This window comes from Bradyrhizobium sp. HKCCYLS3077 (assembly GCF_051167555.1).
GTDB lineage: Bacteria > Pseudomonadota > Alphaproteobacteria > Rhizobiales > Xanthobacteraceae > Bradyrhizobium.
In genome coordinates, this window is the sequence record NZ_JBNPTH010000002.1 from 1,117,486 (window position 1) to 1,140,822 (window position 23,337).

A 23,337-nucleotide genomic window follows, 5' to 3' on the forward strand; every position below is an offset into this window, starting at 1 on the left:
CGGAATCCATAACCACGATCGGTTGTGATTGCGACGAGCTGTCGCGGCATCTCCCTTCAACAACTGCCGGTCGTGGTTATGGATTCCGGGCTCGCGCTGACGCGCGCCCCGGAATGACGGCGGAGAGAGCGTCGTGTCCGGCTTGACCGCAGCCGTCACCCAGCCCTCCGCTGTCGTCGGATGAGCGTCAGCGACATCCGGGATTTCACGCGCGGTCGAGATTAGCTTGGATGTCGCTATCGCTGATCCGGCCACGCCTGCGCCGCGCGATAAGAGCCGGCCATCATCTCCGCCGTCATTCCGGGGCATTCGCGGAAACGCGAATGAGCCCGGAATCCATAATCACGAACGGCGATGATGGCGACGAGCTGTCGCGGCATCTCCCTTCAACAACTGCCGGTCGTGGTTATGGATTCCGGGCTCGCGCTGACGTGCGCCCCGGAATGACGGCGGAGTGTGTGGCGAGCCGCTCGCGTCACGCTGGCAGGCAGCCTCCACAGCCGCGCCGCGTTCTTTCACTTTGCCGATAAACCGCCCGGCGGAATCAGCCGGGGTTGTGATGGTCGCGCCAACACAATTCATCACAACTACGTAGTCCGCACCGGCGCCATTCGATGAAGCACCGCCTACCTTTCTAACTCACTCTTAGTAAATATAACTCATCGTGCATATAGCTCAGCTGTGAGTCGCGGCCAGCGCGACCGCTGGGGCAAGGCAGGCGCGCAGGCTGTCAGTTCGCCCGCCTACCGCACATGGGGAGAGGGCGAGGGGACGATGATGAGCTTCCGGTTGAAGATCAGAGGGCGTCTCTACGCCGGGTTCGCGGCGCTGGTGGCGGTGGGCATGGTCATGGCCGCGGTCGCCGTATGGAATCTGCGCGCCGTCAGCGGCCAGGTGGCGAGCATGTCGGCGCTGTCGGACGCGACCGCGCGCATCCTGCAGATCTCCAACCATCTCCAGGCGATCCAGCGCGCCAACCTCCGCTACATCCACGACGCCAACGAGCCGGCGCTGAAGGAGGCCGCCGATCGCGAGGCTGCCGCGACCGAGCTGCTGCAGACCGCCGGCGCCGTGTCCCGCTCCGCCGAGCGCCGCAAGGCCTATGCCGATCTCGCCGCCGACATCGCGCAGATGCGGACCCTGCGCGAGCAGCTCCAGGACGCCGTCCGGCAGATCAAGACCGGTCGCGCCGCGCTGCTGCCGGGCGGCGAGGACCTCGCCGCCAAGACCGCAAAGCTGTCCATCGCCGCGCGCATCTCGAAAGAACCGGAGGTGATGACGGCGGTCGCCGACATCGACACGCGGCTGCAACTGGTGCGCATCGCGACCTGGCGCTTCCTGGCGCTCCGCGACGCCAAGGCGGCTTCCGCGTTCCGCGCCAACGTCGACAATGTCGAGCAGCGCCTCGCCACCCTGGAAGGCAATTCGCCGCCGGCCAGCGTGCTCGCCGCGATCGCGCCGGTGAAAGCCTCGCTCGACGTCAACAAATCGGCGTTCGAGGCCACCGCCGCCGCGACCTTGAAGTCGGAGGAGATCTACGCCAACGCGATCGAGCCGCTGATCGCCCGCAGCGTCGAGGCGCTGAAGGCGGCCGAGACAAGCGTCAACGCCGACTCTCAGGCCGCGCGCGCGACCGCCGAGGCCGCGATCGGCCACACCATCTCGCTGCAGATGCAGGTCGGCGCCGCGGCCGTGCTGTTCGGCAGCCTGGTCGCGTTCCTGATCGCGCGTGGCATCGTCGGCCCGCTGACGTCGATGACGCGGGCGATGGGGCGGCTCGCCAGCGGCGACGTCGCCGTCGAGATTCCAGGCCGCGGCGCCCGCGACGAGATCGGCGCCATGGCGACCGCCATCCAGGTGTTCAAGGACAACATGGCGGAGACCGAGCGCCTGCGCGCCGAGCAGGGCGACGCCGAGGCGCGCCGCGAGCACGAGCGCAAGGCGGATATGGCCCGGCTCGCGCGCGAGTTCGAGCAGGCCGTCGGCGAGATCATCGACGCCGTCTCGCACGCCTCCAGCGAGCTCGAAGCCTCCGCCGGCACCCTGACCAGCACCGCCGCGCGCGGCCAGGAGCTGTCGACCGAAGTCGCCGCCGCTTCGCAGGAAGCCTCGTCCAACGTGCAGACGGTGGCCTCCGCCGCCGAGGAGCTGTCGTCGTCGGTCAGCGAGATCTCGCGCCAGGTGCAGGACTCCGCGCGCATCGCCCGCGAGGCGGTGGCGCAAGCCAGCCGCACCAACGAGCGTGTCGGCACCCTGTCGAAGCAGGCCGCGCGGATCGGCGACGTGCTCGAGCTGATCTCGAGCATCGCTGGCCAGACCAACCTGCTGGCGCTCAACGCCACCATCGAGGCGGCGCGCGCGGGCGAAGCCGGCCGCGGCTTCGCGGTGGTCGCCGCCGAGGTCAAGGCGCTGGCCGAGCAGACCGCGAAAGCCACCGGCGAGATTGCCCAGCAGGTCTCCGGCATCCAGGCCGCCACCGAGGAGTCGGTCGGCTCGATCAAGGAGATCGGCTCAACCATCGGCCGCCTGTCCGAAATCTCCGCCGCCGTCTCCGCCGCAGTCGAAGAGCAGGGCGCCGCCACGGCCGAAATCTCCCGCAACGTCCAGCACGCCGCCAACGGCACCCAGCGCGTCTCGCGCAACATCGACGATGTGCAGAGGGGCGCGTCGGAGACGGGCTCGGCATCGGCCCAGGTGCTGACGGCGGCGAGGTCGCTGTCAGCGGAGAGCGGGAGGTTGAAGCGGGAGGTGAGCCGGTTCCTGGGGTCGTTGCAGGCGGCGTGAGGCGGGCTCTCGCATCGACGAACGCAGCGGCGCGCCGCCGTCTCCGCATCGTCATGGCCGGGCTCTTGTCCCGGCCATCCACGTCGTCCGGCGCGCCGACACTGCGCTCATCCGCTTCACGCTTGCCGGGTCTCGTTCAGTTTACATTCAGCTAGTCAGTATCGTGCGTACCGTCCGCTTGCCCATCTTCGACCGCGCGTCTTATTTCTTGACCGCGTGCCCACGCGCTGCTGGCTCGACGCTGCCGCTTTGCGCGATACTCATCAGAGGTGAACACTATGGCGGAAAGCCCGGCCTCGATATGGCGCTGATATTCTCCAGACTCGAAATGGCTGAGCAGAAAGTTTTCGTACTTGGTGCGGTCTCCGATCGGTCTCCGGGGCGCAAGTTTTAGATCCAAGTACGCGGTCAAAATCATCCGGTACAAGGGAGCCGCGAACATGTGCAGTGGCTGTTTGGCTGGCGGCACAACAAGTCGTTCCTGCGATATCGGATTCCCGTGTAGAGCGTCATTCCTTAACGAGTTGATTTCACCGAAAAGCCAGACCGGCAAGCTTCTCGGAGGGCCCTTCCTATCCCCGAACACTTGGAAGTTCTTGTCTGAGCAATCGGAGAGATTCCAGGTGATACTTTCAAGGGCGGCATAGATCCTCTTGAAAGCTTGGTTGTTCGCCGGGTAGAGGATCTCAAACGCGCTAGCCCACAAAGCTACAGATCGGATTACATCGTAAAGGTTCGTGTCTGCTCCGGCGGGAAGTTTGGCAGCAGCATTCGCCATATTAAGGGATCGAAATAGCCTCTCATCCTCCACTGAGGGTGTGGCCGCGCTGAAGCATCGCTCCCAACGCTTAAGTAGCTCGTTCATCAACAGTAGGTCGACTTCGCGGCGATCGAGCTGATGGACTGACAGAGCTGCGGTTGTTTGTCCGCGGAGACGCTTTACCTCATGATAGCCCCAGAGTGATGGTGTCTGGGTGATAAGTCCTTCTCCCAACTTATCGATCATCCATGGATAGACAGCGAAAGTGTCAGAATACATCGGTCCCAAGACGCGACCAAATTGGTGCGTCTTCGCCCAGCTGAGCGGGATGATCGACATCGAAATAAGGTCACGGAAGCCTGATATTGCTCCAATTGTGCGGTAGGTGTCGGGCTTGTCCCTGCGCCAGATAATGGTGCTTGGCGCTACCGGATCGCCGAATTCGGTTTTGAACCGCTTCAAAAAGCTTCCAAGGCGTGGTTGCTTCTTTTTGATCGCCTCAATACGGAAATCATTAACTGGCACGAGTGCGAAGCCATCTATTTCTATGGGAAAACGGATCTGGAGATTTGGGAGACTGAACATAGGCCACCAAAACGGCGGCTCCTTCGGTTTAGACATTGCGGTCATCCAGTATTACAGTTGAGAGCATGATTATGAATTGAGTGCGGGCGGCACTTAGGAGCCTGCTCAAATCGTTCAGTCTAGTTCTGAGTGAACGGAAATTTCTTGGATGCTAAAAGCCAGCTCGCAACAATCCTAAATCGCCGTCTCAGCGTTGAACAGGTACAGCCTCTCCACCAAATGCCTTCCGAGATCATCATTATTTCCGATAATCAAAAATCCTCTTGCCTTCCACCCCAAATCACCCTTATCTTCCCCTCGTTCCGTACCGCCGAGGGAGCGTATCGCGATCGTCACGGACGCGGGTTGCGGAATGCGATGGATGCGGGCGGCTGCAGCGGGGTCTTTTCTCGCCGACGAACGGCTGACTGCGGACAGGAAATCGTGTCGTCCTGGCCTCCCGGTGCCGAGGTCAAGCTGGTGGTGATGATCCGCTGGCGACGGGGTCAATGAGCCGGTCCCCGGGGAGAGCACGTATAAATGTTAAAACCATCGCGCAGGGAAGGCCGGGATGTCTCAGCCGAACCTGTGGTTCCTACCCCGTGCTTTTCATTCGCACGGGGGCCATGGGGGCGGCAAGCTCCCGGTCTTCCCTGCGCCCTCTGTTAGCTGAGGGCGAGATGTCGGACATGACTCGGGCGCGGGATGCGTCGCGAGGATGATGGTGCTCGGCTTTACTGAGAGGTTTTCCCCGGGCTGTTTGACAATGTGGATCGAGATGCCTCCGCGCGTCATTGCGAGCGCAGCGAAGCAATCCAGGGTCCCGCCCACCATCCTGGATTGCTTCGCTGCGCTCGCAATGACGGAGTGTGGGGCGAGCAGGGTGCCAAGCACTCCGCTGTCATCCTCCGCGAAGGCCGAGGATCCAGTCCGCCGAGGCGGTCATTGCTCAGCAGAGAGGCAGCGGCGTACTGGATTCCCCGCCTTCGCAGGGAATGACAGGTGAGGGGGGACTGCGAGTTGCGCGACAGGGCAGGGACGTTGAACCCGCATGTCGCTCCCGCCTTCGCCCTTCGTGCTTCGGCGGACAAGTCGCTCATGCGGGCTACGCGGGCCAGCGCTCCGGGGGCGTTGAAGGGCGGCGGGTTACACCTGCGGCTGACCCGCCCTACGGGAGCTCATACTTTTGGATGGATGGTCATAAAGATGGCCGGCTCCGATCGGCGTTGCCCTAGCAACCCATTGCCCGCAAACGCCTTTTCTGACCCGCTCCCGCATCTGCGCCATTCTGCCGCAGTCTTCGTGTCCATCCATTACAGAAGTTTAACGCCGCAGCCAGCACGCCGTAAGGCGGCAAGTCCCATGTTCACTGGCGAACGGGGCGAACAGCCCGGGACACACGTTTAGACCTTGACCAAAATCACTTGCGGAGAAAACCGTATGACTGACCGTCCGATCGACCTGTCCTCTCTTCCGTCCTATCGCAAGTCCCGGCCCGGGCTGTTCTCGGCGCGCAAGTTTGCGCTGATGGCCTCCGTGGTCGCGGGTCTCGGCATCGCCGGCTATGGCCTGTCGCCGCAGGGCGCGCCGCTCGATCTGTTCTCGACCGCGGCGCATGCGCAGGTCGCCAACGAGGTCAGCAAGGTCGCGCGTCCCGTCGGCTTTGCCGACATCGTGGAGCGGGTGAAGCCGTCGGTGATTTCGGTCAAGGTCAACATCGCCGAGAAGGTCGCCAAGAACGACAATGACGACGACACGCCGTTCCAGCCGGGCTCGCCGATGGAGCGCTTCTTCCGCCGCTTCGGCGGTGAGAACGGCATTCCCGGCATGCCGGGCCGCGGCGGCCGTGGTGGCGGTCGCGCGGTGACCGGGCAGGGCTCCGGCTTCTTTATTTCTGCTGACGGCTATGCCGTGACCAACAATCACGTGGTCGACGGCGCCGACAAGGTCGAGGTGACGACCGACGACGGCAAGACCTACAGCGCCAAGGTGATCGGCACCGATCCGCGCACCGACCTCGCGCTGATCAAGGTCGAGGGCGCCTCGAACCTGCCGTTCGCGAAGCTCGCCGACGGCAAGCCGCGCATCGGCGACTGGGTGCTGGCGGTCGGCAATCCGTTCGGCCTCGGCGGCACCGTGACCGCGGGCATCGTCTCGGCGGTCGGCCGTGACATCGGCAACGGCCCGTATGACGACTTCATCCAGATCGACGCGCCCGTGAACAAGGGCAATTCGGGCGGCCCGGCGTTCGATGTCGACGGCAACGTCGTCGGCGTGAACACCGCGATCTACTCGCCGTCCGGCGGCAGCGTCGGCATCGCGTTCTCGATCCCCGCCTCGACGGTGAAGAGCGTGGTGGCACAGCTGAAGGACAACGGCTCGGTCAGCCGCGGCTGGATCGGCGTGCAGATCCAGCCGGTGACGCAGGACATCGCCGACAGCCTCGGCATGAAGAAGGCGGAAGGCGCGCTGGTCGCCGAACCCCAGGCCAATGGCCCGGCGGCGAAGGCGGGCATCCTGTCCGGCGACGTGATCACCGCGGTCAATGGCGAGCCGGTCAAGGATGCGCGTGAGCTCGCCCGCACCATCGGCGGCATTTCGCCGGGCTCGGCCGTGAAGCTGAACGTGCTGTCGAAGGGCCAGGAGAAGACCGTCAATCTGACGCTCGGCAAGCTGCCGAACACCGTCGAGGCCAAGGCCGACACCGGTGGCGACAGCGACAGCGGCAACTCCACCCGCGGCGCCGACGTGCCGAAGCTCGGCATGACCGTCGCTCCGGCGTCGAGCGTGGCCGGCGCTGGCAAGGACGGCGTCATCGTCACCCAGGTCGATCCGAAGAGCGCCGCGGCCGATCGCGGCTTCAAGGAAGGCGACGTGATCCTCGAAGTCGCCGGCAAGTCGGTGACCTCGGCCGGTGACGTGCGCGAGGCGATCAACGCCGCCCGCAACGACAACAAGAACAGCGTGCTGATGCGGGTGAAGAGCGGCGGCCAGTCGCGCTTCGTCGCGGTGCCGCTGGCCAAGGGCTAAGGCCTTTTACGAGATGGGAGACCGCCGGCATGTTGCCCCCGCGCCGGCGGCTCTTCCTGGGGGCGGGCTTCAAGTTCCGCTCCCATGAACCTTCCGTCAGGACAACGCCCCCCTCCGTCGGAAGGAACTCGGGCGGTGAGGTCCCCCAGCCTCACCGCCCACTTTCCTGTCGATCACCCCTGCGCCGATGCCGCCTTGCACGGAAACGGCAGCCGGGCCATGTAGATGGACATCGAACCGTGAGTGTCGCCCCCGTTTCCGCAATGCGCCTGCTGATCATCGAAGACGACCGCGAGTCCGCCGACTATCTGGTCAAGGCGTTCCGCGAAGTCGGCCACGTCGCCGATCTCGCCGGCGACGGCGAGGAGGGCCTCGCCATGGCCGAGAGCGGCGATTACGATGTGCTGGTGGTCGACCGCATGCTGCCCAAGCGCGACGGCCTGTCGATGATCGGCGCGCTGCGCGACAAGGGCAACCGGACACCGGTGCTGATCCTGTCCGCGCTCGGCCAGGTCGACGACCGCATCAAGGGCCTGCGCGCGGGCGGCGACGATTACCTCCCAAAACCCTACGCCTTTGCCGAACTGCTCGCCCGCGTCGAGGTGCTGTCGCGCCGCCATGGCGGGCCGGCCGAGGAGACGACCTACAAGGTCGGCGACCTCGAACTGGACCGGTTGTCGCATCGGGTGGCGCGCGGCAAGGACGAGCTGACTTTGCAGCCGCGCGAGTTCCGGCTGCTCGAATATCTGATGAAGCATGCCGGGCAGGTGGTGACGCGCACCATGCTGCTGGAGAACGTCTGGGATTATCACTTCGATCCGCAGACCAACGTGATCGACGTCCATATCTCGCGGCTGCGCTCCAAGATCGACAAGGGGTTTGACCGTCCCTTGCTCCACACCATCCGCGGCGCGGGGTACATGATCCGTGACGGCCTTCGGTAAGCTGATCCGCACCACGGCGTTCCGGCTGACGCTGGTCTATCTGCTGCTGTTTGCGCTGTTTGCCGCCTCGCTGCTCGGCTATTTCGCCTGGAACACCCGCCGCCTCATCACCGAGCAGATTTCGACCACGGTCACCTCGGAGATCAGCGAGATGACCGACATCTTCTCCCGCTGGGGCCTCCGCGGCATCGTCGGCGCGATCGAGAGCCGCGCGTTGCGGCCCGGCGCCAATCTCTATCTGATCACAACGCCGACCGGTCAGGCCATCGCCGGCAATGTCGGCTCGCTCGCGCCCGGCGTGATGGGCTCGTCCGGATGGTCGGAGACGTTTTATCGCCGGCTCGACGACACCAGCGAGCAGAACCATCGCGCGCTGGTCTATGTCACCCAGCTCTCCAGTGGCTTTCGCTTGCTGATCGGCCGCGACCTCGAAGAGCGCCGCCGCCTGTTCGGCATCGTCGCCAAGGCGGCGCAATGGTCGGTGCTGGTGGTGGTCGTGCTCGGCATCGGCGGCGGCATCTTCGTCTCGCGGCGCGTGCTGGTCCGGATCGATGCGATGACCGGCACCACGCGGCGGATCATGGATGGCGATCTCTCCGGCCGGCTGCCGGTCGGGCGCAGCGGCGACGAGCTCGATCGTCTGGCGGAAAATCTCAACGCGATGCTGGAGCGCATCGAGGCGCTGATGACCGGCCTCAAGGAGGTCTCGGACAACATCGCCCATGATCTGAAGACGCCGCTGACGCGGTTGCGCAACCGCGCCGAGGAGGCGCTGGCGAAGTCGCGGTCCGAGGACGAATATCGCGCGGCGCTGGAACGCACGATCGAGGAATCCGATGGCCTGATCCGGACCTTCAATGCGCTCTTGATGATCGCGCGGGCGGAGTCCGGACAGGCGCGCGGCGACATGGTCGAGTTCGATGCGGCCGAAGTCGCCGGCGGCATCCACGAGCTGTACGAGCCGCTCGCCGAGGACAATGAGATGGCCCTGCGGGTCAAGGCGGCGGCCGCGCCGGTGCATGGCAGTCGCGAACTGATCAGTCAGGCGCTCGCCAATCTCGTCGAGAACGCGATCAAATACGGCAAGCCCGCCGCGCTGCCGCTCGATTCCGCGGCGGCGGCGGCCAGCCGCGAGATCCTGATCGAGGCGCGGCGCGAGGGCGGCCAGGTGCTGCTCAGTGTCACCGATCATGGCGAGGGCATCCCGGAGGCCGAGCGCAAGCACGCGGTCGAGCGGTTCGTGCGGCTGGAAGCGTCGCGCACCCTGCCGGGTTCCGGCCTCGGCCTGAGCCTCGCCTCGGCGGTGGCGACGTTGCACGGCGGCGAGCTCCGGCTCGGCGACGCGAAACCCGGACTGATCGCGACGCTGGTGCTGCCGGCCGGCGCGGGCCTGCCCGCGAAGCTTGCGGCGCCGACACAGGATGTGCCACAGAAGGCCGCATGATCTCATCCGCGCCGGGAAACGCGGACGGGCAGAATCTGGCCGGGCGTTTCGTTGCCGGCCCGCATGTCCGTGCGCCCGACAAAGCCGAACAATTCCTGCAAGACTGGCTCGCCGAGCTCGAGCCCGCCCAGGCCGCCAGCCTCGCGGCACTGCTTGGAGACGGCTGGGCCAGGACGATCCTGCTCGGCATCGCCGAATGCTCGCCCTATCTGTTCGATCTGATCCACGCCGACGCCTCTCGCCTCGACCGCCTCCTGCGTTGCGAGCCGCAGGCGCATCTCGACGACCTGATCGCCCGCACCTCGCGCGAGGTCTTCGCCGCCACCAGCGAAGCCGACGTGATGAGATTGCTGCGCCAGCTCAAGGCCGAAGCGGCGCTGTTGATCGCGCTGTGCGACATCGGCGGCGTCTGGCCCGTCATGCAGGTGACGGCGGGACTGACCGATATCGCGGTGTCCTCGGTGGAGATGGCGCTGCGCTATTTGTTGCGGCAGGAGGCCGCGCGCGGCCGTCTCTCGCCTCCCGATGCCGAGCAGCCGGAGCAGGGCTCGGGCCTGTTCGTGCTCGCGATGGGCAAGATGGGCGCGGGCGAGCTGAACTATTCGAGCGACATCGATCTGATCGTGTTCTTCGATCCCGAGAGCCATTCGCTCGCCCGGGACATCGAGCCGCAGCCGTTCTTCGTCCGCGTCACCCAGGCCATGGCGCGGTTGCTGCAGAGCCGCACCGCCGACGGCTACGTGTTCCGCGTCGACCTCCGGCTGCGGCCGGACCCAGCCTCGACACAGGTGGCGATGTCGACCGAGGCGGCGCTGCATTACTACGAGCGGGAAGGGCGCACCTGGGAGCGCGCCGCGATGATCAAGGCGCGTGTCTGCGCCGGCGATGTCGCCGCAGGCGAAGCGCTGCTGGCCGAGCTGTCGCCCTTCGTCTGGCGCAAGCATCTCGACTTCCAGGCGCTGACCGACGTTCACGACATGAAGCGGCAGATGCAGGTCTATCGCGGCCACAGCGAGATCGCGGTCGAAGGCCACAACGTCAAGGTCGGGCGGGGCGGCATCCGCGAAATCGAGTTCTTCGCCCAGACCCAGCAGCTCATCGCCGGCGGCCGCCATCCCGAATTGCGCGTGCGTCCGACCCTGCAGGCGCTCGACGTGCTTACCGCGAGCAAGTGGATCACCGAGCAGGCGCGCGATGAGCTCACCATCGCCTACGAGTTTCTGCGCCGCGTCGAACACCGGCTGCAGATGATGGCCGACGAGCAGATCCACAGCCTTCCCGACGACGTCGAAGGCGTGGCTCGCTTCGCCTGCTTCTTCGGCTACGACAGCCGCGAAAGCTTCGCGACGGACCTGCTGTTCCACCTGAATATCGTGCAAGGCCACTATGCGCGCCTGTTCGAGGGCGATCCGACCGGCACCGTCAGCCTGCCCGCGGTGAACTACGCGGCCGGTCCCGACGATGCGCGGCTGATGGAGCATCTTGCCGGGCTTGGCTTCCGCGATCCGGTGATGGTGGCCAAGACCCTGCAGCAATGGCTCGCGGGCGAGTATCGCGTGTTCCGTGCGGAGGCGACGCGCTCCGCCTTCAGCGATTTCCTGCCGGCGCTGATCGATGGTCTCGCGCATGCCGACGAACCGGATCGCGCCGTCGTCGCGTTCGACCGCTTCCTGCAGGCGCTGCAGCTCGGTGGCCGGCTGATCACCTTGCTCGGCCAGAACCGCGATCTCGTCGCGCTGGTCGCGCTCGTGCTCGGCACCGCACCGCGGCTCGGCGACATGCTGGCGCGGCAGCCGCGGCTGATGGACGGTCTGATCGACCCGCGCTTCTTCGGCGCGATCCCCGACAAGCGCGAGCTGTCCGAGCGCTTGGCAACGACGCTGCAGGATGCCGGGACCTATGAGGAGTTTCTCGATCGTCTGCGGCTGTTCGGCCAGGAGAGCCTGTTCCTGATCGGCACGCGCATTCTCTCCGGCACCGTCTCCGCGCAGCAGGCCGGCACGGCGTTCGCCGACGTCGCCGAGGGCATCGTGCACACGGTGCACGGCCTGGTCACCGACCGTTTTGCTGCCCAGCACGGCCGCATCGCGGGGCAGGAGACGGCGATCGTCGCGATGGGCCGGCTGGGCGCGCGCGAGATGACGGCGTCCTCCGACCTCGACCTGATCCTGCTGTACGACTTCGATGCCGATAGGCCGGACTCGGACGGCGAGCGTTCGCTGCAGGGCGCGCATTACTTCGCCCGCTTCACGCAACGGCTGATCTCGGCCTTCACGTCGCGCACCAATTACGGCGTGCTCTACGACATCGACATGCGGCTGCGGCCCTCGGGCCGCGCCGGTCCGCTCGCCTCGCACATCGACTCCTTTGCGCATTATCAGGAGCAGGAGGCCTGGACGTGGGAGCACATGGCGCTGACGCGCGCGCGGGTGATCTCGGCCTCGCCGGCGTTCCGCGCCCGCATCGAGGCCATCATTCAGACCGCGCTGCGGCGCGCGCGCGACGCCGCGGCGATCGCGCGCGACGTCGCCGACATGCGCCGGGCGATCGCGGCGGAGAAGGGCGAAGCGGATCTGTGGGATCTCAAGCACGCCGCCGGTGGCATGGTCGACATCGACTTCGTCGCGCAATATCTGCAACTCGTGCACGCCGCGACCCGACCGGAGATCCTCGACGTCAGCTCGCTCGCGGTGCTCGACAATGCCGAGCGTCTCGGCGTGCTGCCGCGCGCGGAGGCCGTGATCCTGCGCCAGGCGGCGCGGCTCTATCACGACCTGACGCAGATCCTGCGCCTGTGCGTCAGCGACAAGTTCAAGCCCGACCAGGCCGGCGACGATCTGTTGCGGGTGCTGGCGCGAGCCGGGGATGCGCCGGATTTCTCGGCGCTTGAGGCGCGGGTGCGCGAGACGCAGAGCGAGGTGCGCCGCGTATTCACGACGCTACTGGAGGAATGATCTGCTCAAGCAGCGCGATGAGGAGTGACGAGTTACGCCTTTTCCTTCGCGACCGCGTCCTGCTTGAGCTTGCCAATCGCGTCCTTCACGGCCGGATCGAGGCCTTCGCCGCCGGCGTCGTGGTGGGCGTAGATGGTCTTGAGCATGCGCGGGTCCCAGAACTTCTTGATGTGCTCGGCGACGCCGGCCACCTCTTTCTCGCGGCCCTGGCTCTGGAAGAACTTGCCGATCTGGTTCGCCATATAGACGAGGCGGTCTTGGGTGCTATGCGACATGGGGCTTGTCCGTCTGAGGTGATTGCGCGCGCGGCTCGGCGCTCGCGACGATGCGGTCGGGGTGGGTGAAGATTTCGAAGCCGTCGTTGCGGGCCACCGCAATCAGGGTGATGCCGGCTGCCTCGGCCATGCGGATGGCGAGCGCGGTCGGAGCGGAGACCGCGACCAGCACCGGGGCGCCCATCGCGGCGGCTTTCTGCACCAGCTCGACGGAAACGCGGCTGGTCATGATCACCACGCCTTCGCTCGCGGCGCTCCCCACCTGCGCGAGATGGCCGGCGAGCTTGTCGAGCGCATTATGGCGGCCGACATCCTCGCGCAAGCCGACGATGCCGCGGGCCGGCGTCCAGAACGCCGCGGCGTGCACCGCGCGTGTCTCATGATTGAGCTTCTGCAGCGGTTCGATCGCGGCCAGGGCGGCCATGATGTCGCGCGGTGTGAAGCGGCGGCCGTGGGGTACATGCGCCGCCGGCCGCACAGCTTCGGCAAGGGAATCGATGCCGCACAGGCCGCAGCCAGTGGGCCCGGCGATGTTGCGGCGGCGCTCGGCGAGGCGTTCGGCGAGCGCATCGGGCAGCCACATCCGCAGCTCGATGCCGTCGTCGAGTTCGACGACGTCGAGCGAGACGATCTCGTCGCCGCTCGTGATCAGTCCTTCGTTGAGGCTGAAGCCGATGGCGAAGTCGCGCAGGTCCTGCGGCGTCGCCATCATGACGGCCTGGGTGCCGCCATTGTAGGTCAGCGCGACCGCGGTCTCCTCCGGCACGCGGCGGTGGCCCTCGGTGAGGGCTCCGTCGCGCCAGACCAGACGATCCGCGATGCGCACTGCATCTCGCATGCTACTCCGCCGCCTCCACGATCGGAGCGATGCGGCGCGAGTTGCGGGCCTGCTCGTCATAGGCCTTCTGCCAGTCCGACGGTCCGTTGGACTGCGACACCTGCACCGCGGTGACCTTGTACTCGGGGCAGTTGGTCGCCCAGTCCGAGTAGTCCGTGGTGATGACGTTGGCCTGCGTGAGCGGGTGATGGAACGTGGTGTAAACCACGCCCGGCGCCACGCGCTCGGAGATCAGAGCATGCAACGTCGTCTCGCCGGCGCGGCTGGTCAACCGCACCCAGTCGCCGTCACGAATGCCGCGCTGCTCGGCGTCGTGCGGATGGATCTCCAGCACGTCCTCGCCATGCCACACCACATTGTCGGTGCGCCGGGTCTGGGCGCCGACATTGTACTGCGACAGGATGCGTCCCGTGGTGAGCAGCAGCGGGAAGCGCGGGCCGGTGCGCTCGTCGGTCGCGACATATTCGGTGACCACGAACTTGCCCTTGCCACGGACGAAGCCGTCGACATGCATGATCGGCGAGCCCTCGGGGAACTTCTCGTTGCAGGGCCACTGCACCGAGCCCATCTCCTCGAGCTTCTGGTAGGAGACGCCGGTGAAGGTCGGCGTCAGCGCCGCGATCTCGTCCATGATCTCCGACGGATGGTTGTACTTCATTTCGAAGCCCATCGCCTTGGCGAGGCCGATCGTGACCTCCCAGTCGGCAAGACCGTTGCGCGGGCTCATTACCTTGCGGACGCGCTGGATGCGGCGCTCGGCGTTGGTGAAGGTGCCGTCCTTCTCCAGGAAGGTCGAGCCGGGCAGGAAGACGTGGGCGTAGTTTGCGGTCTCGTTCAGGAACAGGTCCTGCACGATGACGCATTCCATCGACGACAGCGCCTGCACGACGTGCGTGGTGTTCGGATCGGACTGCAGGATGTCCTCGCCCTGCACGTAGAGGCCCTTGAAGGTGCCGTCGATCGCGGAGTCGAACATGTTAGGGATGCGCAGGCCCGGCTCAGGGTTGAGCTTGACGTTCCACATCGCCTCGAACTGGTCGCGCACCGCGTCGCCCGAGATGTGCCGGTAGCCCGGCAGCTCGTGCGGGAACGAACCCATGTCGCAGGAGCCCTGCACGTTGTTCTGGCCGCGCAGCGGGTTCACGCCGACGCCGCGACGGCCGATATTGCCGGTCGCCATCGCGAGGTTGGCGATCGCGATCACCGTGGTCGAGCCCTGGCTGTGCTCGGTCACGCCGAGACCGTAGTAGATCGCGCCGTTGCCGCCCTTGGCGTAGAGCCGGGCCGCGCCGCGGATCGCTTCCGGATCGACGCCGGAAATGCCGGCGATCGCTTCGGGACTGTTTTTCTCCAGGGCCACGAACTCGGCCCAGTCCTGGAACTCGCTCCAGTCGCAGCGCTCGCGCACGAAGGTCTCGTTGACCAGGCCCTCGGTGACGATAACATGCGCCAGCGCGGTCAGGATCGCGACGTTGGTGCCCGGCAGCAGCGGCAGGTGATAGTCCGCCTTGATGTGCGCCGACTTCACGAGGTCGATCTTGCGCGGATCGACGACGATCAGCTTGGCGCCCTGGCGCAGCCGCTTCTTCATGCGCGAGCCGAACACCGGATGCGCGTCGGTCGGATTGGCGCCGATCACCATGATCACGTCGCTGTCCTCGACCGAGTCGAAGTCCTGCGTGCCGGCCGAGGTGCCGAAGGTGGTGGCGAGGCCGTAGCCGGTCGGCGAGTGGCAGACGCGGGCGCAGGTGTCGACATTGTTGTTGCCGAAGCCGGCCCGGATCAGCTTCTGCACCAGATAGGTTTCTTCGTTGGTGCAGCGGGACGAGGTGATGCCGCCGATGGAGTCGCGGCCATGCTTGGCCTGAATGCCGCGGAGCCTCTCGGCGGCGAAGGTGAAGGCCTCGTCATAGGAGACCTCGCGCCACGGCTGATCGATGGTCTCGCGGATCATCGGCTTGAGAATGCGCTCCTGGTGGGTCGCATAGCCATAGGCGAAGCGGCCCTTGACGCAGGAGTGGCCGCGATTGGCCTTACCGTCCTTGTACGGCACCATGCGCACGATTTCCTCGCCGCGCATCTCCGCCTTGAAGGTGCAGCCGACGCCGCAATAGGCGCAGGTGGTGACTGCCGAATGTTCGGGCTGGCCGATCTCGATCACGCTCTTCTCGGTCAGGGTCGCGGTCGGGCAGGCCTGCACGCAGGCGCCGCAGGAGACGCATTCGGAGCCTAAGAAGCTCTCGCTCATGCCCGGCGACACCCGGCTGTCGAAGCCGCGGCCGGAGATGGTCAGCGCGAACGTGCCTTGCACCTCCTCGCAGGCGCGGACGCAGCGCGAGCAGACGATGCACTTCGAGGGATCGTAGGTGAAATAGGGGTTCGACTCGTCCTTCGGCAGCCAGGCTGGATTGGCCTCGCCACAGGCGTCGGCGAACACGTGGTTCTCACCCTGGTTGCCGTAGCGCACGTCGCGCAGGCCGACTGCGCCGGCCATGTCCTGCAGCTCGCAATCGCCATTGGCGGCGCAGGTCAGACAGTCGAGCGGATGGTCGGAGATGTAGAGCTCCATCACGCCCTTGCGCAGCTTCTTCAGCCGCTCGGTCTGGGTGTGGACGACGAGGCCCGCGGCGACCGGCGTGGTGCACGAGGCCGGCGTGCCGGCGCGGCCTTCCACCTCGACGAGGCAGAGGCGGCAGGAGCCGAACGCATCGACCATGTCGGTCGCGCACAGCTTCGGGATCTGCGTGCCGGCCTCCATGGCCGCGCGCATGATCGAGGTGCCCTCGGGAACGGTGATGCTCTGGCCGTCGATGGTAAGCGTCACCATCTTCTCGGACTTGGAGAGCGGGGTGCCGTAATCGGTTTCGTGGATGAGCGACATGGCCGTGTCCTTATTCCCGAATGTCTATTCCGCGGCCTGCAGGCGCGGTTGCTGAGGACCGAAATCCTCGCGGAAATGTTTCAGCGCCGAGAGCACAGGGTAGGGCGTGAAGCCGCCGAGTGCACAGAGCGATCCGAGCTTCATGGTGCCGCAGAGGTCCTCGACGAGAGCGATGTTCTCGGACACGCGCTCGCCGCGGCGGATCTTGTCGATGGTCTCGGCGCCGCGCGTCGAGCCGATGCGGCAGGGCGTGCACTTGCCGCAGGATTCGATGGCGCAGAACTCCATCGCGAAGCGCGCCTGCTTCGACATGTCGACGGTGTCGTCGAACACGACGATGCCGCCATGGCCGATCAGGCCCTCCTTGGCGGCGAACGCCTCGTAGTCGAACGGCGTGTCGAACAGCGCGCGCGGGAAGTAGGCTCCGAGCGGACCGCCGACCTGCACCGCGCGAACAGGACGGCCGGTGAAGGTGCCGCCGCCGATGTCGTCGACCAGCTCGCCGAGCGTGATGCCGAACGCGGTCTCGAACAGGCCGCCGAACTTGACGTTGCCGGCGATCTGGATCGGCATCGTGCCGCGCGAGCGTCCCATGCCGAAATCGGCATAGGCCTTGGCGCCTTCATCGAGGATGAAGGGGATCGCCGCGAACGACAGCAGATTGTTGACCACGGTCGGCTTGCCGAACAGGCCGTGATGCGCGGGCAGCGGCGGCTTGGCGCGGACGATGCCGCGCTTGCCCTCGAGGCTCTCCATCAGCGCGGTTTCTTCGCCGCAGACATAGGCGCCGGCGCCGGTGCGGACCTCCAGGTCGAACGTGGTGTTCGAGCCCGAGATCTTGTCGCCGAGCAGGCCGGCCTTCTTGGCGATGTCGATCGCCTTGGTCATGGTCGCGATCGCGTGCGGATATTCCGAGCGCGTGTAGATGTAGCCCTTGGTGGCGCCCACCGCGATGCCGCAGATGGTCATGCCCTCGATCAGCACGAAGGGGTCGCCTTCCATCAGCATGCGGTCGGCGAAGGTGCCGCTGTCGCCTTCGTCGGCGTTGCAGATGACGTATTTGCGGTCGGCTGCGGTCTGCGACACCGTCTTCCACTTGATGCCGGTCGGGAAGCCCGCGCCGCCGCGGCCGCGCAGGCCCGACGTCGTGACCTCGGCAATGACGGCATCCGGCGACAAGGTCAGCGCGCGCGTGAGACCCTTGTAGCCGCCATGGGCGCGATAGTCCTCTAGCGACAAGGGATCGACGATGCCGCAGCGGGCGAAGGTGAGGCGGGTCTGCCGCTTCAGCCACGGGATCTCCTCGGTCAGGCCGAGCGAAAGCTTGTGCGACTTGTCATCGATGATGGCATCGAGCAGCGACGGCACATCGTCAGCGGTCACGGGTCCGAAGCCGAAGCGGCCCTGCGCCGTCTCCAGCTCGACCAGCGGCTCCAGCCAGTACAACCCACGCGAGCCGTTGCGGACGATTTCAATATCGACCTTGCGCTCGAGCGCCGCCTTGTGCAGCGCGTGGGCAACCTCATCGGCGCCGACAGCGAGCGCGCCGGCATCACACGGGACAAAAAGACGCACGCTCATCGCTGGGCCTCCGAGACGAGAGCATCGATGCGGGCCTCATCGAGCCGGCCGACCAGCCGGCCGTCGATCATCGCCGAGGGCGCGGTCGCGCACAGGCCGAGGCAGTAAATCGGCTCCAGCGTGACGCGCTCATCGGCGGTCGTGTTGCCAATGGCGATCCCGAGCTTGGCTTCGGCGCGCGCGGCGAGCGCATCGCCGCCAGCAGCCTGGCAGGCCTCGGCGCGGCACAGCTTCAGCACGTGACGGCCGGCCTTTTTGGCCCGGAAATCATGGTAGAACGTGAAGACGCCGTAAACCTCGGCGCGTGACAGGTTCAGGGCGGATGCGATCATCGGAATGGCATCCTCGGGGACATAGCCGAACGTCTCCTGCAACGCATGGAGGATGGGCAGGGTTGCTCCCTCCATCTGGCTATGTTCGGCGATGATTTCGGCGCCGCGCGCCGCGTCCCAACTTTCGTACATCGTCGTCATTTTGGGCGTCATCCTGATCCCGATTCTGCGTTGCAAGCGTTTCGCATATCAGAATTGGAATTCCTCCAGATATCAATAAAGCTGTCCCGTGCTGCGATTGCGAAACGCTATCGTAACATAGCTAGAAGTTGACGAAAAACCGGCCTTCGCGTGACCCGACTGCGGCGTGTTTTACCGTGTCCGGGACCCCTTCGCCGTGATAGGGTTTCGCGCTGTCCGGAGGCGCTCAAAACGTGCGGAACCGGGCCATTCAACCGTTGGAAGGCCGCTCTCTTGATCGACAAGCTTGAACTGCTGCTGGCGCTGGCCAAGGAGCGTCATTTCGGCCGCGCGGCCGAGGCCTGTGGCGTCACCCAGCCGACGATGTCGACCAGCATCAAGCAGCTCGAGGAGATCCTCGGCGTCATGCTCGTGCAGCGCGGCTCCCGGTTCCAGGGGTTTACGCCCGAAGGCGAGCGCACGCTGGACTGGGCGCGCCGCATCGTCGGCGACTTCCGCGCGATGCGCCAGGAGATCAACGGCCTCAAGGACAAGCTCTCTGGCGAGATCCGCATCGCGGCGGTGCCGACGGTGCTCGGCATGGTGGCGTCGCTGACGACCCCGTTTCGCGCCAAGCATCCGGAGGTGAGGTTCCGCATCATGTCGTGCACGTCGGCCGACGTGCTCGGCCTGCTGGAGAACCTCGAAGTTGATGCCGGCCTGACCTACATCGAGAACGAGCCGATTGGCCGCGTCCGCACCATCCCGCTCTACAACGAGAGCTACCGCCTGCTGACCGCGCCCGATGCGATGTTCGGCGATCGCGAACAGGTGACGTGGCAGGAGGTCGGGCAGGTGCCGCTGTGCCTGCTGACGCCGGACATGCAGAATCGCCGCATCATCGACCGCGCGCTGAAGGCCGCCGGCAACGAGGTGACGCCGACCCTGACCTCGAATTCGCTGCTGGTGCTGTACACCCATGTGAAGACGGGGCGTTGGGCCAGCGTGATGCCGGCCAAGCTCGCCGAGACGCTCGGCCTCGCCGACAAGGTGCGCTCGATCCCGATCGTCGATCCCGTGATCAACTACCAGATCGGCCTCGTCATCCCCCAACGCGACCCGATGACCCCGCTGATCGCCTCGCTGGTCCAGATCGCCCGCGAGGTCGCGCCGAGCCTGCAGGCGTGAGGCGTGACTGCGGCGTTCTCTGAGTAGGGTGGGCAAAGGCGCGCCCGAGCGGCCAACCGTATCCTCGAACTCTCGCCCGCGCCGTGCCCACCATCCGCGTCCGCCGCTCTGCCGAACGACGGTGGGCATGCGCCGCCTGCGGCGTCGCTTTCCCCAGCCTAGGTTTCGCGTGTTGCTGCTGGCTCAGCCTGCTGCCATCGATGGCACCCGGACGTGGTAATGCACGGACTGCGCGTCATAGCGACTGAGCAGCGCCTGCGCCGCTGCCGGCACGACGGCCTGCTCATGCGCGGCTCCTGCGAAGCGCTTGACGGCGTCGTCGTCGGCGAACGTCATGATGGTCATGAACTCGACCTCCGCCTCCAGCGGCCGCCGCAGCAGCTCGATGGTGATGAACCCGGGGATGGCCCGATCCTCGATCCCCGGAAAGATCGTGGACCGCAGCAACTCCTCATAGGCATCGGCATTCGCCGGCGTGGTCCAGCCGTGCCAGATACGCTTGAGCATGATTGATCCCTTCAGGTGCGCCAGTGGCTGCCCCTGGAATCGCACAGCCTGCGATTTTGGACTTGCTCAAAATTGCGATTCTGAGTTTTGAATCTTAAAGCGACGCGTCGCAGAGCAAGGCACGCCAGGCTGCGATCAATACGCCGCGAATGTCTCGTGCATGATCTTCTCCTCCTGCCGGATGCGCAGCGTCAGCGGCACGGCATAGATGATCAGTCCGATCACCAGCGTCACATAGGCGTGCAGGGTCAGCGCGTAGCCGATCAGTTCGGGCAGGATGTTGAGGAAGTAATTCGGATGGCGGACGATCCGGAACAGCGGGTGCGTCACCAGGGCATGGTCGCGGGCGATCATCAGCTTGACCGTCCAGAACCGTCCCAGCAATTGCGACACCACCAGCAGCATCACCGCGCCGAACAGGTAGATGACGAAGCCGGTAATGCTGACGGCATCGACCGGTGCGTCGCGGACGAGGCCCTCGGCGGTCGCGGCGAGATAGAAGGCGACATGGGCAATCGCGAGCCAGCGCGACACCGAGGCGCCGTATTCGGTCGCGCCATCCGCACGCAACCGCTTCTCGTTGCGGATCGAAACGGCCAGCATGGCAAAACGATAGGCGAAAGCTGCGAGGACGAAGGCGAAGATCACGCACGGCACTCCCAATGTCGGAGTGACTGCCTTATGTGGCCCTCGGCAGGTGCGTCAATACCTCAATCTGGATAATTCGTAGCCGCAGAGTGCAGGCACTCAGGCGCGCGTCGAAGCCGTCCGTCATCTCCGAGCGGGCAGCACTCCATTCACCTCACGCCGCGACCGAAATGCTCACCGTGGCATTGTAAGCGTCGCGGGGCAGGGTGACGCGGACGACGGTGCCGTGTTCGAGGCGGGAGCGCAGGCGCATCGAGCCGCCGTGGAGCTGGGCCAGCGAGCGGGCGATGGCGAGGCCAAGGCCGGAGCCGTGATAGGTCTTGGTCATTTGGCTCTCGACCTGCTCGAACGGACGGCCGAGCCGCGCCAGCGACTGGGCGGGGATGCCGATGCCGGTGTCGGCGATGATCAGCACCACCTTGTCCTCGAACACCCGGCTGCGCATCGTGACGCGGCCGCCCTCGGGGGTGAACTTCACCGCGTTGGACAGCAGATTGACCATGATCTGCTTGGTGGCGCGGCGGTCGGCGATGACAGGGATGCTGCCCTCGATGTCGGCGTCGAGCACCAGGCTCTTGTCCTGGGCCCGGCCGGAGACGACGCGGAGCGACTCCGCGAGCGTCTTGGCGAGGTCGAGCGGCTCCATGTCGAGCTTCATGCGGCCGGCCTCGATCTTCGACATGTCGAGGATGTCGTTGATCACCTCCAGCAGATACTGACCTGAGGTCAGGATGTCGTGGCAGTATTCCTGGTACTTCTCCGAGCCGAGCGAGCCGAACATGCCCGAGCCCATGATCTCGGAGAAACCGATGATGGCGTTGAGCGGCGTGCGCAGCTCGTGGCTCATATTGGCGAGGAACTTCGACTTGGTCTGGTTGGCTTCCTCGGCGCGGGTCTTCTCCTGCGAGTACTTCTCGGCGAGGTCGGCGAGCTCGATCGCCTGGCGCTCCAGCGCCGTCTGCGAGCGCTGCAGGTCGATGACCGTGGCGCGCAGGCGCAGGTCGTTGTCGACGAGCTTCTGCTCGTGCTCCTTGATGCGGGTGATGTCGGTGCCGACCGAGACATAGCCGCCGTCCTTGGTGCGGCGCTCCGAGATGTGCAGCCAGCTGCCGTCATCGAGCTGCGCCTCGAAGGTCCGGCCGCCCGGCGATTGCGGGCTGTGGTCGTGCAGCCGGGTGCGGATCTCCGGCATCTTGCCGACCTCGATGACGGTCTCGTAGGAGGTGCCGGGGATGACGGCGGAATCCGGCAGCTTGTGCAGCTTCTGGAAGTGCGAGTTGCACAGCACCAGGCGATTGTTCGAATCCCACAGAACAAAGGCTTCCGAGATCGTCTCGATCGCGTCGCGCAGCCGCAGGTCGGCCTCGACGGTCTTCTCGACCAGGCTCTTCTGCTCGGTGACGTCGACCGCGATGCCGATCAGGTGCAGGCCGGAGTCCGTGGTGCCCTGGCTCAGTTCGCAGCGGACGCGGAGCCAGATCCAGTGGCCCTCGGTGTGGCGCATGCGGAAGCTCTGGTCGATCTGGTGGATGTCGCCGGCGACGAGCTGGTCGGCGATCGCGAACAGGTCGATGTCATCCGAGTTCACCAGCGCGTTGACCTCGCCGAAGGTGAGCAGGTCGGTGCGGTTCTCGAGGCCGAGCATCGCGAACATCGAGTTCGACCAGAAGATCCGGCCGCGCGACAGGTCCCAGTCCCACAGACCGCACCGGCCGCGGTTCAATGCGGTGTCGATGCGCCCGCGCACCGCGTCGTTGATCAGGTCGCCCTCGCGGGCGCGGGTCGACTGCCAGTGGAAGGCGAAGCCGAGGATCAGCACCACGAAGCCGGTGGTCGCCGACAAGGTCACCGACAGCGCGGCGTCGGATCCCCAGATCGGGTCGAGCTTCTCCTGGATGATGACGACGCGGCCGGGCAGGGCCTTGATGAGCTGCGACACCGCGAAGGCCGGGCGGCCGTTCGGCAGGGTGATCTCGGTGACCGCGCCCTGCAGGCCCGGCGTCGCCAGCAGCTGCGCAGTCGAGATCAGGTCGAGGATGCGGTCATTCTCGCCGAGCGCGGCGTCGACGGGCACGCGGGCCAGGATGCGGTGGTCGGCGCCGGTGACGATGACGTGGCGGCCGGCAGCGGCCCCCCAGCTCGGGATCAGGTCCGGCAGCAGGCTCTGCAGATGCTCGATATTGGCAATGCGGTCGGCGCGCATCGCCAGGTAGCCGATGCGATCGGCGAGCAGGTCGGAGATCGCCGCGAGGTCGCGCTTGGTGGCGGCGCGCTTCTGCCGGCTCTGGTCGAGCACCTGGACGAAGGCGCCGAGGCAGATGGTGACGAGAAAGGCGATGATCAAAGTGGGGACAGCACGACGCAATACCGGCTCAGCAGTCAGCAGCCTTTGATAGGCCGGTTTCGCGATCGATTGCGCCAACCCCTTGATGGAATCAGAAGATTGGACGCACGCGTTCGCGGCATGCGCACGCGCCATGCTGTAGA

General features: G+C 65.9%; 15 protein-coding genes. 6 read left to right on the forward strand and 9 right to left on the reverse strand.

Features of this window, described 5'->3' with window-relative positions:
- The first annotated feature begins 774 nt into the window (after positions 1-774).
- Positions 775-2,784 (forward strand): HAMP domain-containing methyl-accepting chemotaxis protein, encoded by a 2,010-nt coding sequence (locus tag ACQR0Z_RS11305; protein ID WP_434918618.1) that lies wholly within the window; start codon positions 775-777, stop codon positions 2,782-2,784.
- 151 nt (positions 2,785-2,935) lie between these two features.
- Here ACQR0Z_RS11305 and ACQR0Z_RS11310 read toward each other — a convergent pair whose 3' ends face one another.
- The gene (locus ACQR0Z_RS11310) at positions 2,936-4,165 is read right to left on the reverse strand and encodes a hypothetical protein (RefSeq protein WP_434918619.1); all 1,230 of its coding nucleotides are present in this window, start codon (positions 4,163-4,165) and stop codon (positions 2,936-2,938) included.
- 1,383 nt (positions 4,166-5,548) lie between these two features.
- Between ACQR0Z_RS11310 and ACQR0Z_RS11315 the strand changes: the two genes are divergently transcribed.
- The 4 genes from ACQR0Z_RS11315 (at position 5,549) to ACQR0Z_RS11330 (ending at position 12,480) form a co-directional block, all read left to right on the forward strand.
- Positions 5,549-7,138 (forward strand): Do family serine endopeptidase, encoded by a 1,590-nt coding sequence (locus tag ACQR0Z_RS11315; RefSeq protein ID WP_434861895.1) that lies wholly within the window; start codon positions 5,549-5,551, stop codon positions 7,136-7,138.
- 263 nt (positions 7,139-7,401) lie between these two features.
- Positions 7,402-8,082, forward strand: coding sequence for a winged helix-turn-helix domain-containing protein (locus ACQR0Z_RS11320; protein WP_434861969.1), 681 nt, complete (start codon positions 7,402-7,404; stop codon positions 8,080-8,082).
- Positions 8,066-9,526, forward strand: a complete 1,461-nt coding sequence (locus ACQR0Z_RS11325) for an ATP-binding protein (RefSeq protein ID WP_434918620.1) — start codon at positions 8,066-8,068, stop codon at positions 9,524-9,526. Before ACQR0Z_RS11320 ends, ACQR0Z_RS11325 begins: the two co-directional genes overlap by 17 nt.
- On the forward strand, positions 9,523-12,480 hold the full coding sequence (locus ACQR0Z_RS11330; protein WP_434918621.1) for a bifunctional [glutamine synthetase] adenylyltransferase/[glutamine synthetase]-adenylyl-L-tyrosine phosphorylase: 2,958 nt from the start codon (positions 9,523-9,525) through the stop codon (positions 12,478-12,480). Before ACQR0Z_RS11325 ends, ACQR0Z_RS11330 begins: the two co-directional genes overlap by 4 nt.
- Positions 12,481-12,512: 32 nt before the next feature.
- Here ACQR0Z_RS11330 and ACQR0Z_RS11335 read toward each other — a convergent pair whose 3' ends face one another.
- The 5 genes from ACQR0Z_RS11335 to ACQR0Z_RS11355 are packed head-to-tail and all read right to left on the reverse strand — an operon-like array spanning position 12,513 to position 18,528.
- The gene (locus ACQR0Z_RS11335; protein ID WP_434861898.1) at positions 12,513-12,755 is read right to left on the reverse strand and encodes a formate dehydrogenase subunit delta; all 243 of its coding nucleotides are present in this window, start codon (positions 12,753-12,755) and stop codon (positions 12,513-12,515) included.
- The gene (gene fdhD / locus ACQR0Z_RS11340; RefSeq protein ID WP_434878391.1) at positions 12,745-13,581 is read right to left on the reverse strand and encodes a formate dehydrogenase accessory sulfurtransferase FdhD; all 837 of its coding nucleotides are present in this window, start codon (positions 13,579-13,581) and stop codon (positions 12,745-12,747) included. The genes ACQR0Z_RS11335 and fdhD overlap by 11 nt, the downstream gene beginning before the upstream one ends.
- A gap of 13 nt (positions 13,582-13,594) precedes the next feature.
- A complete protein-coding gene (fdhF, locus tag ACQR0Z_RS11345; RefSeq protein WP_434918622.1) occupies positions 13,595-16,474 on the reverse strand; it encodes a formate dehydrogenase subunit alpha in 2,880 nt (959 codons plus the stop codon).
- 24 nt (positions 16,475-16,498) lie between these two features.
- A complete protein-coding gene (locus ACQR0Z_RS11350; protein ID WP_434918623.1) occupies positions 16,499-18,055 on the reverse strand; it encodes a formate dehydrogenase beta subunit in 1,557 nt (518 codons plus the stop codon).
- Positions 18,052-18,528, reverse strand: coding sequence for a formate dehydrogenase subunit gamma (locus tag ACQR0Z_RS11355; RefSeq protein ID WP_434918624.1), 477 nt, complete (start codon positions 18,526-18,528; stop codon positions 18,052-18,054). The genes ACQR0Z_RS11350 and ACQR0Z_RS11355 overlap by 4 nt, the downstream gene beginning before the upstream one ends.
- A 273-nt stretch (positions 18,529-18,801) precedes the next feature.
- Here ACQR0Z_RS11355 and ACQR0Z_RS11360 point away from each other — a divergent pair, with 273 nt between their 5' ends.
- Positions 18,802-19,695, forward strand: coding sequence for a LysR family transcriptional regulator (locus tag ACQR0Z_RS11360; protein ID WP_434861902.1), 894 nt, complete (start codon positions 18,802-18,804; stop codon positions 19,693-19,695).
- Between the two features lie 183 nt (positions 19,696-19,878).
- On the opposite strand, the gene ACQR0Z_RS11365 is transcribed toward ACQR0Z_RS11360, so the two are convergent.
- The 3 genes from ACQR0Z_RS11365 to ACQR0Z_RS11375 form a co-directional block, all read right to left on the reverse strand.
- Positions 19,879-20,202 (reverse strand): antibiotic biosynthesis monooxygenase, encoded by a 324-nt coding sequence (locus tag ACQR0Z_RS11365; protein ID WP_434918625.1) that lies wholly within the window; start codon positions 20,200-20,202, stop codon positions 19,879-19,881.
- Positions 20,203-20,337: 135 nt separating this feature from the next.
- Complete coding sequence (locus tag ACQR0Z_RS11370) at positions 20,338-20,850, reverse strand: isoprenylcysteine carboxyl methyltransferase family protein (RefSeq protein ID WP_434918626.1); 513 nt, start codon at positions 20,848-20,850, stop codon at positions 20,338-20,340.
- 154 nt (positions 20,851-21,004) lie between these two features.
- The gene (locus tag ACQR0Z_RS11375; RefSeq protein ID WP_434918627.1) at positions 21,005-23,329 is read right to left on the reverse strand and encodes an ATP-binding protein; all 2,325 of its coding nucleotides are present in this window, start codon (positions 23,327-23,329) and stop codon (positions 21,005-21,007) included.
- Positions 23,330-23,337: the final 8 nt, after the last annotated feature.

Coding starts and splice junctions, on each gene's coding strand:
- ACQR0Z_RS11305 (WP_434918618.1), top strand. CDS start 775: ATGATGAGCTTCCGGTTGAAGATCAGAGGGCGTCTCTACGCCGGGTTC.
- ACQR0Z_RS11310 (WP_434918619.1), bottom strand. CDS start 4,165: ATGTCTAAACCGAAGGAGCCGCCGTTTTGGTGGCCTATGTTCAGTCTC.
- ACQR0Z_RS11315 (WP_434861895.1), top strand. CDS start 5,549: ATGACTGACCGTCCGATCGACCTGTCCTCTCTTCCGTCCTATCGCAAG.
- ACQR0Z_RS11320 (WP_434861969.1), top strand. CDS start 7,402: ATGCGCCTGCTGATCATCGAAGACGACCGCGAGTCCGCCGACTATCTG.
- ACQR0Z_RS11330 (WP_434918621.1), top strand. CDS start 9,523: ATGATCTCATCCGCGCCGGGAAACGCGGACGGGCAGAATCTGGCCGGG.
- ACQR0Z_RS11335 (WP_434861898.1), bottom strand. CDS start 12,755: ATGTCGCATAGCACCCAAGACCGCCTCGTCTATATGGCGAACCAGATC.
- fdhF (WP_434918622.1), bottom strand. CDS start 16,474: ATGTCGCTCATCCACGAAACCGATTACGGCACCCCGCTCTCCAAGTCC.
- ACQR0Z_RS11350 (WP_434918623.1), bottom strand. CDS start 18,055: ATGAGCGTGCGTCTTTTTGTCCCGTGTGATGCCGGCGCGCTCGCTGTC.
- ACQR0Z_RS11355 (WP_434918624.1), bottom strand. CDS start 18,528: ATGACGACGATGTACGAAAGTTGGGACGCGGCGCGCGGCGCCGAAATC.
- ACQR0Z_RS11365 (WP_434918625.1), bottom strand. CDS start 20,202: ATGCTCAAGCGTATCTGGCACGGCTGGACCACGCCGGCGAATGCCGAT.
- ACQR0Z_RS11375 (WP_434918627.1), bottom strand. CDS start 23,329: ATGGCGCGTGCGCATGCCGCGAACGCGTGCGTCCAATCTTCTGATTCC.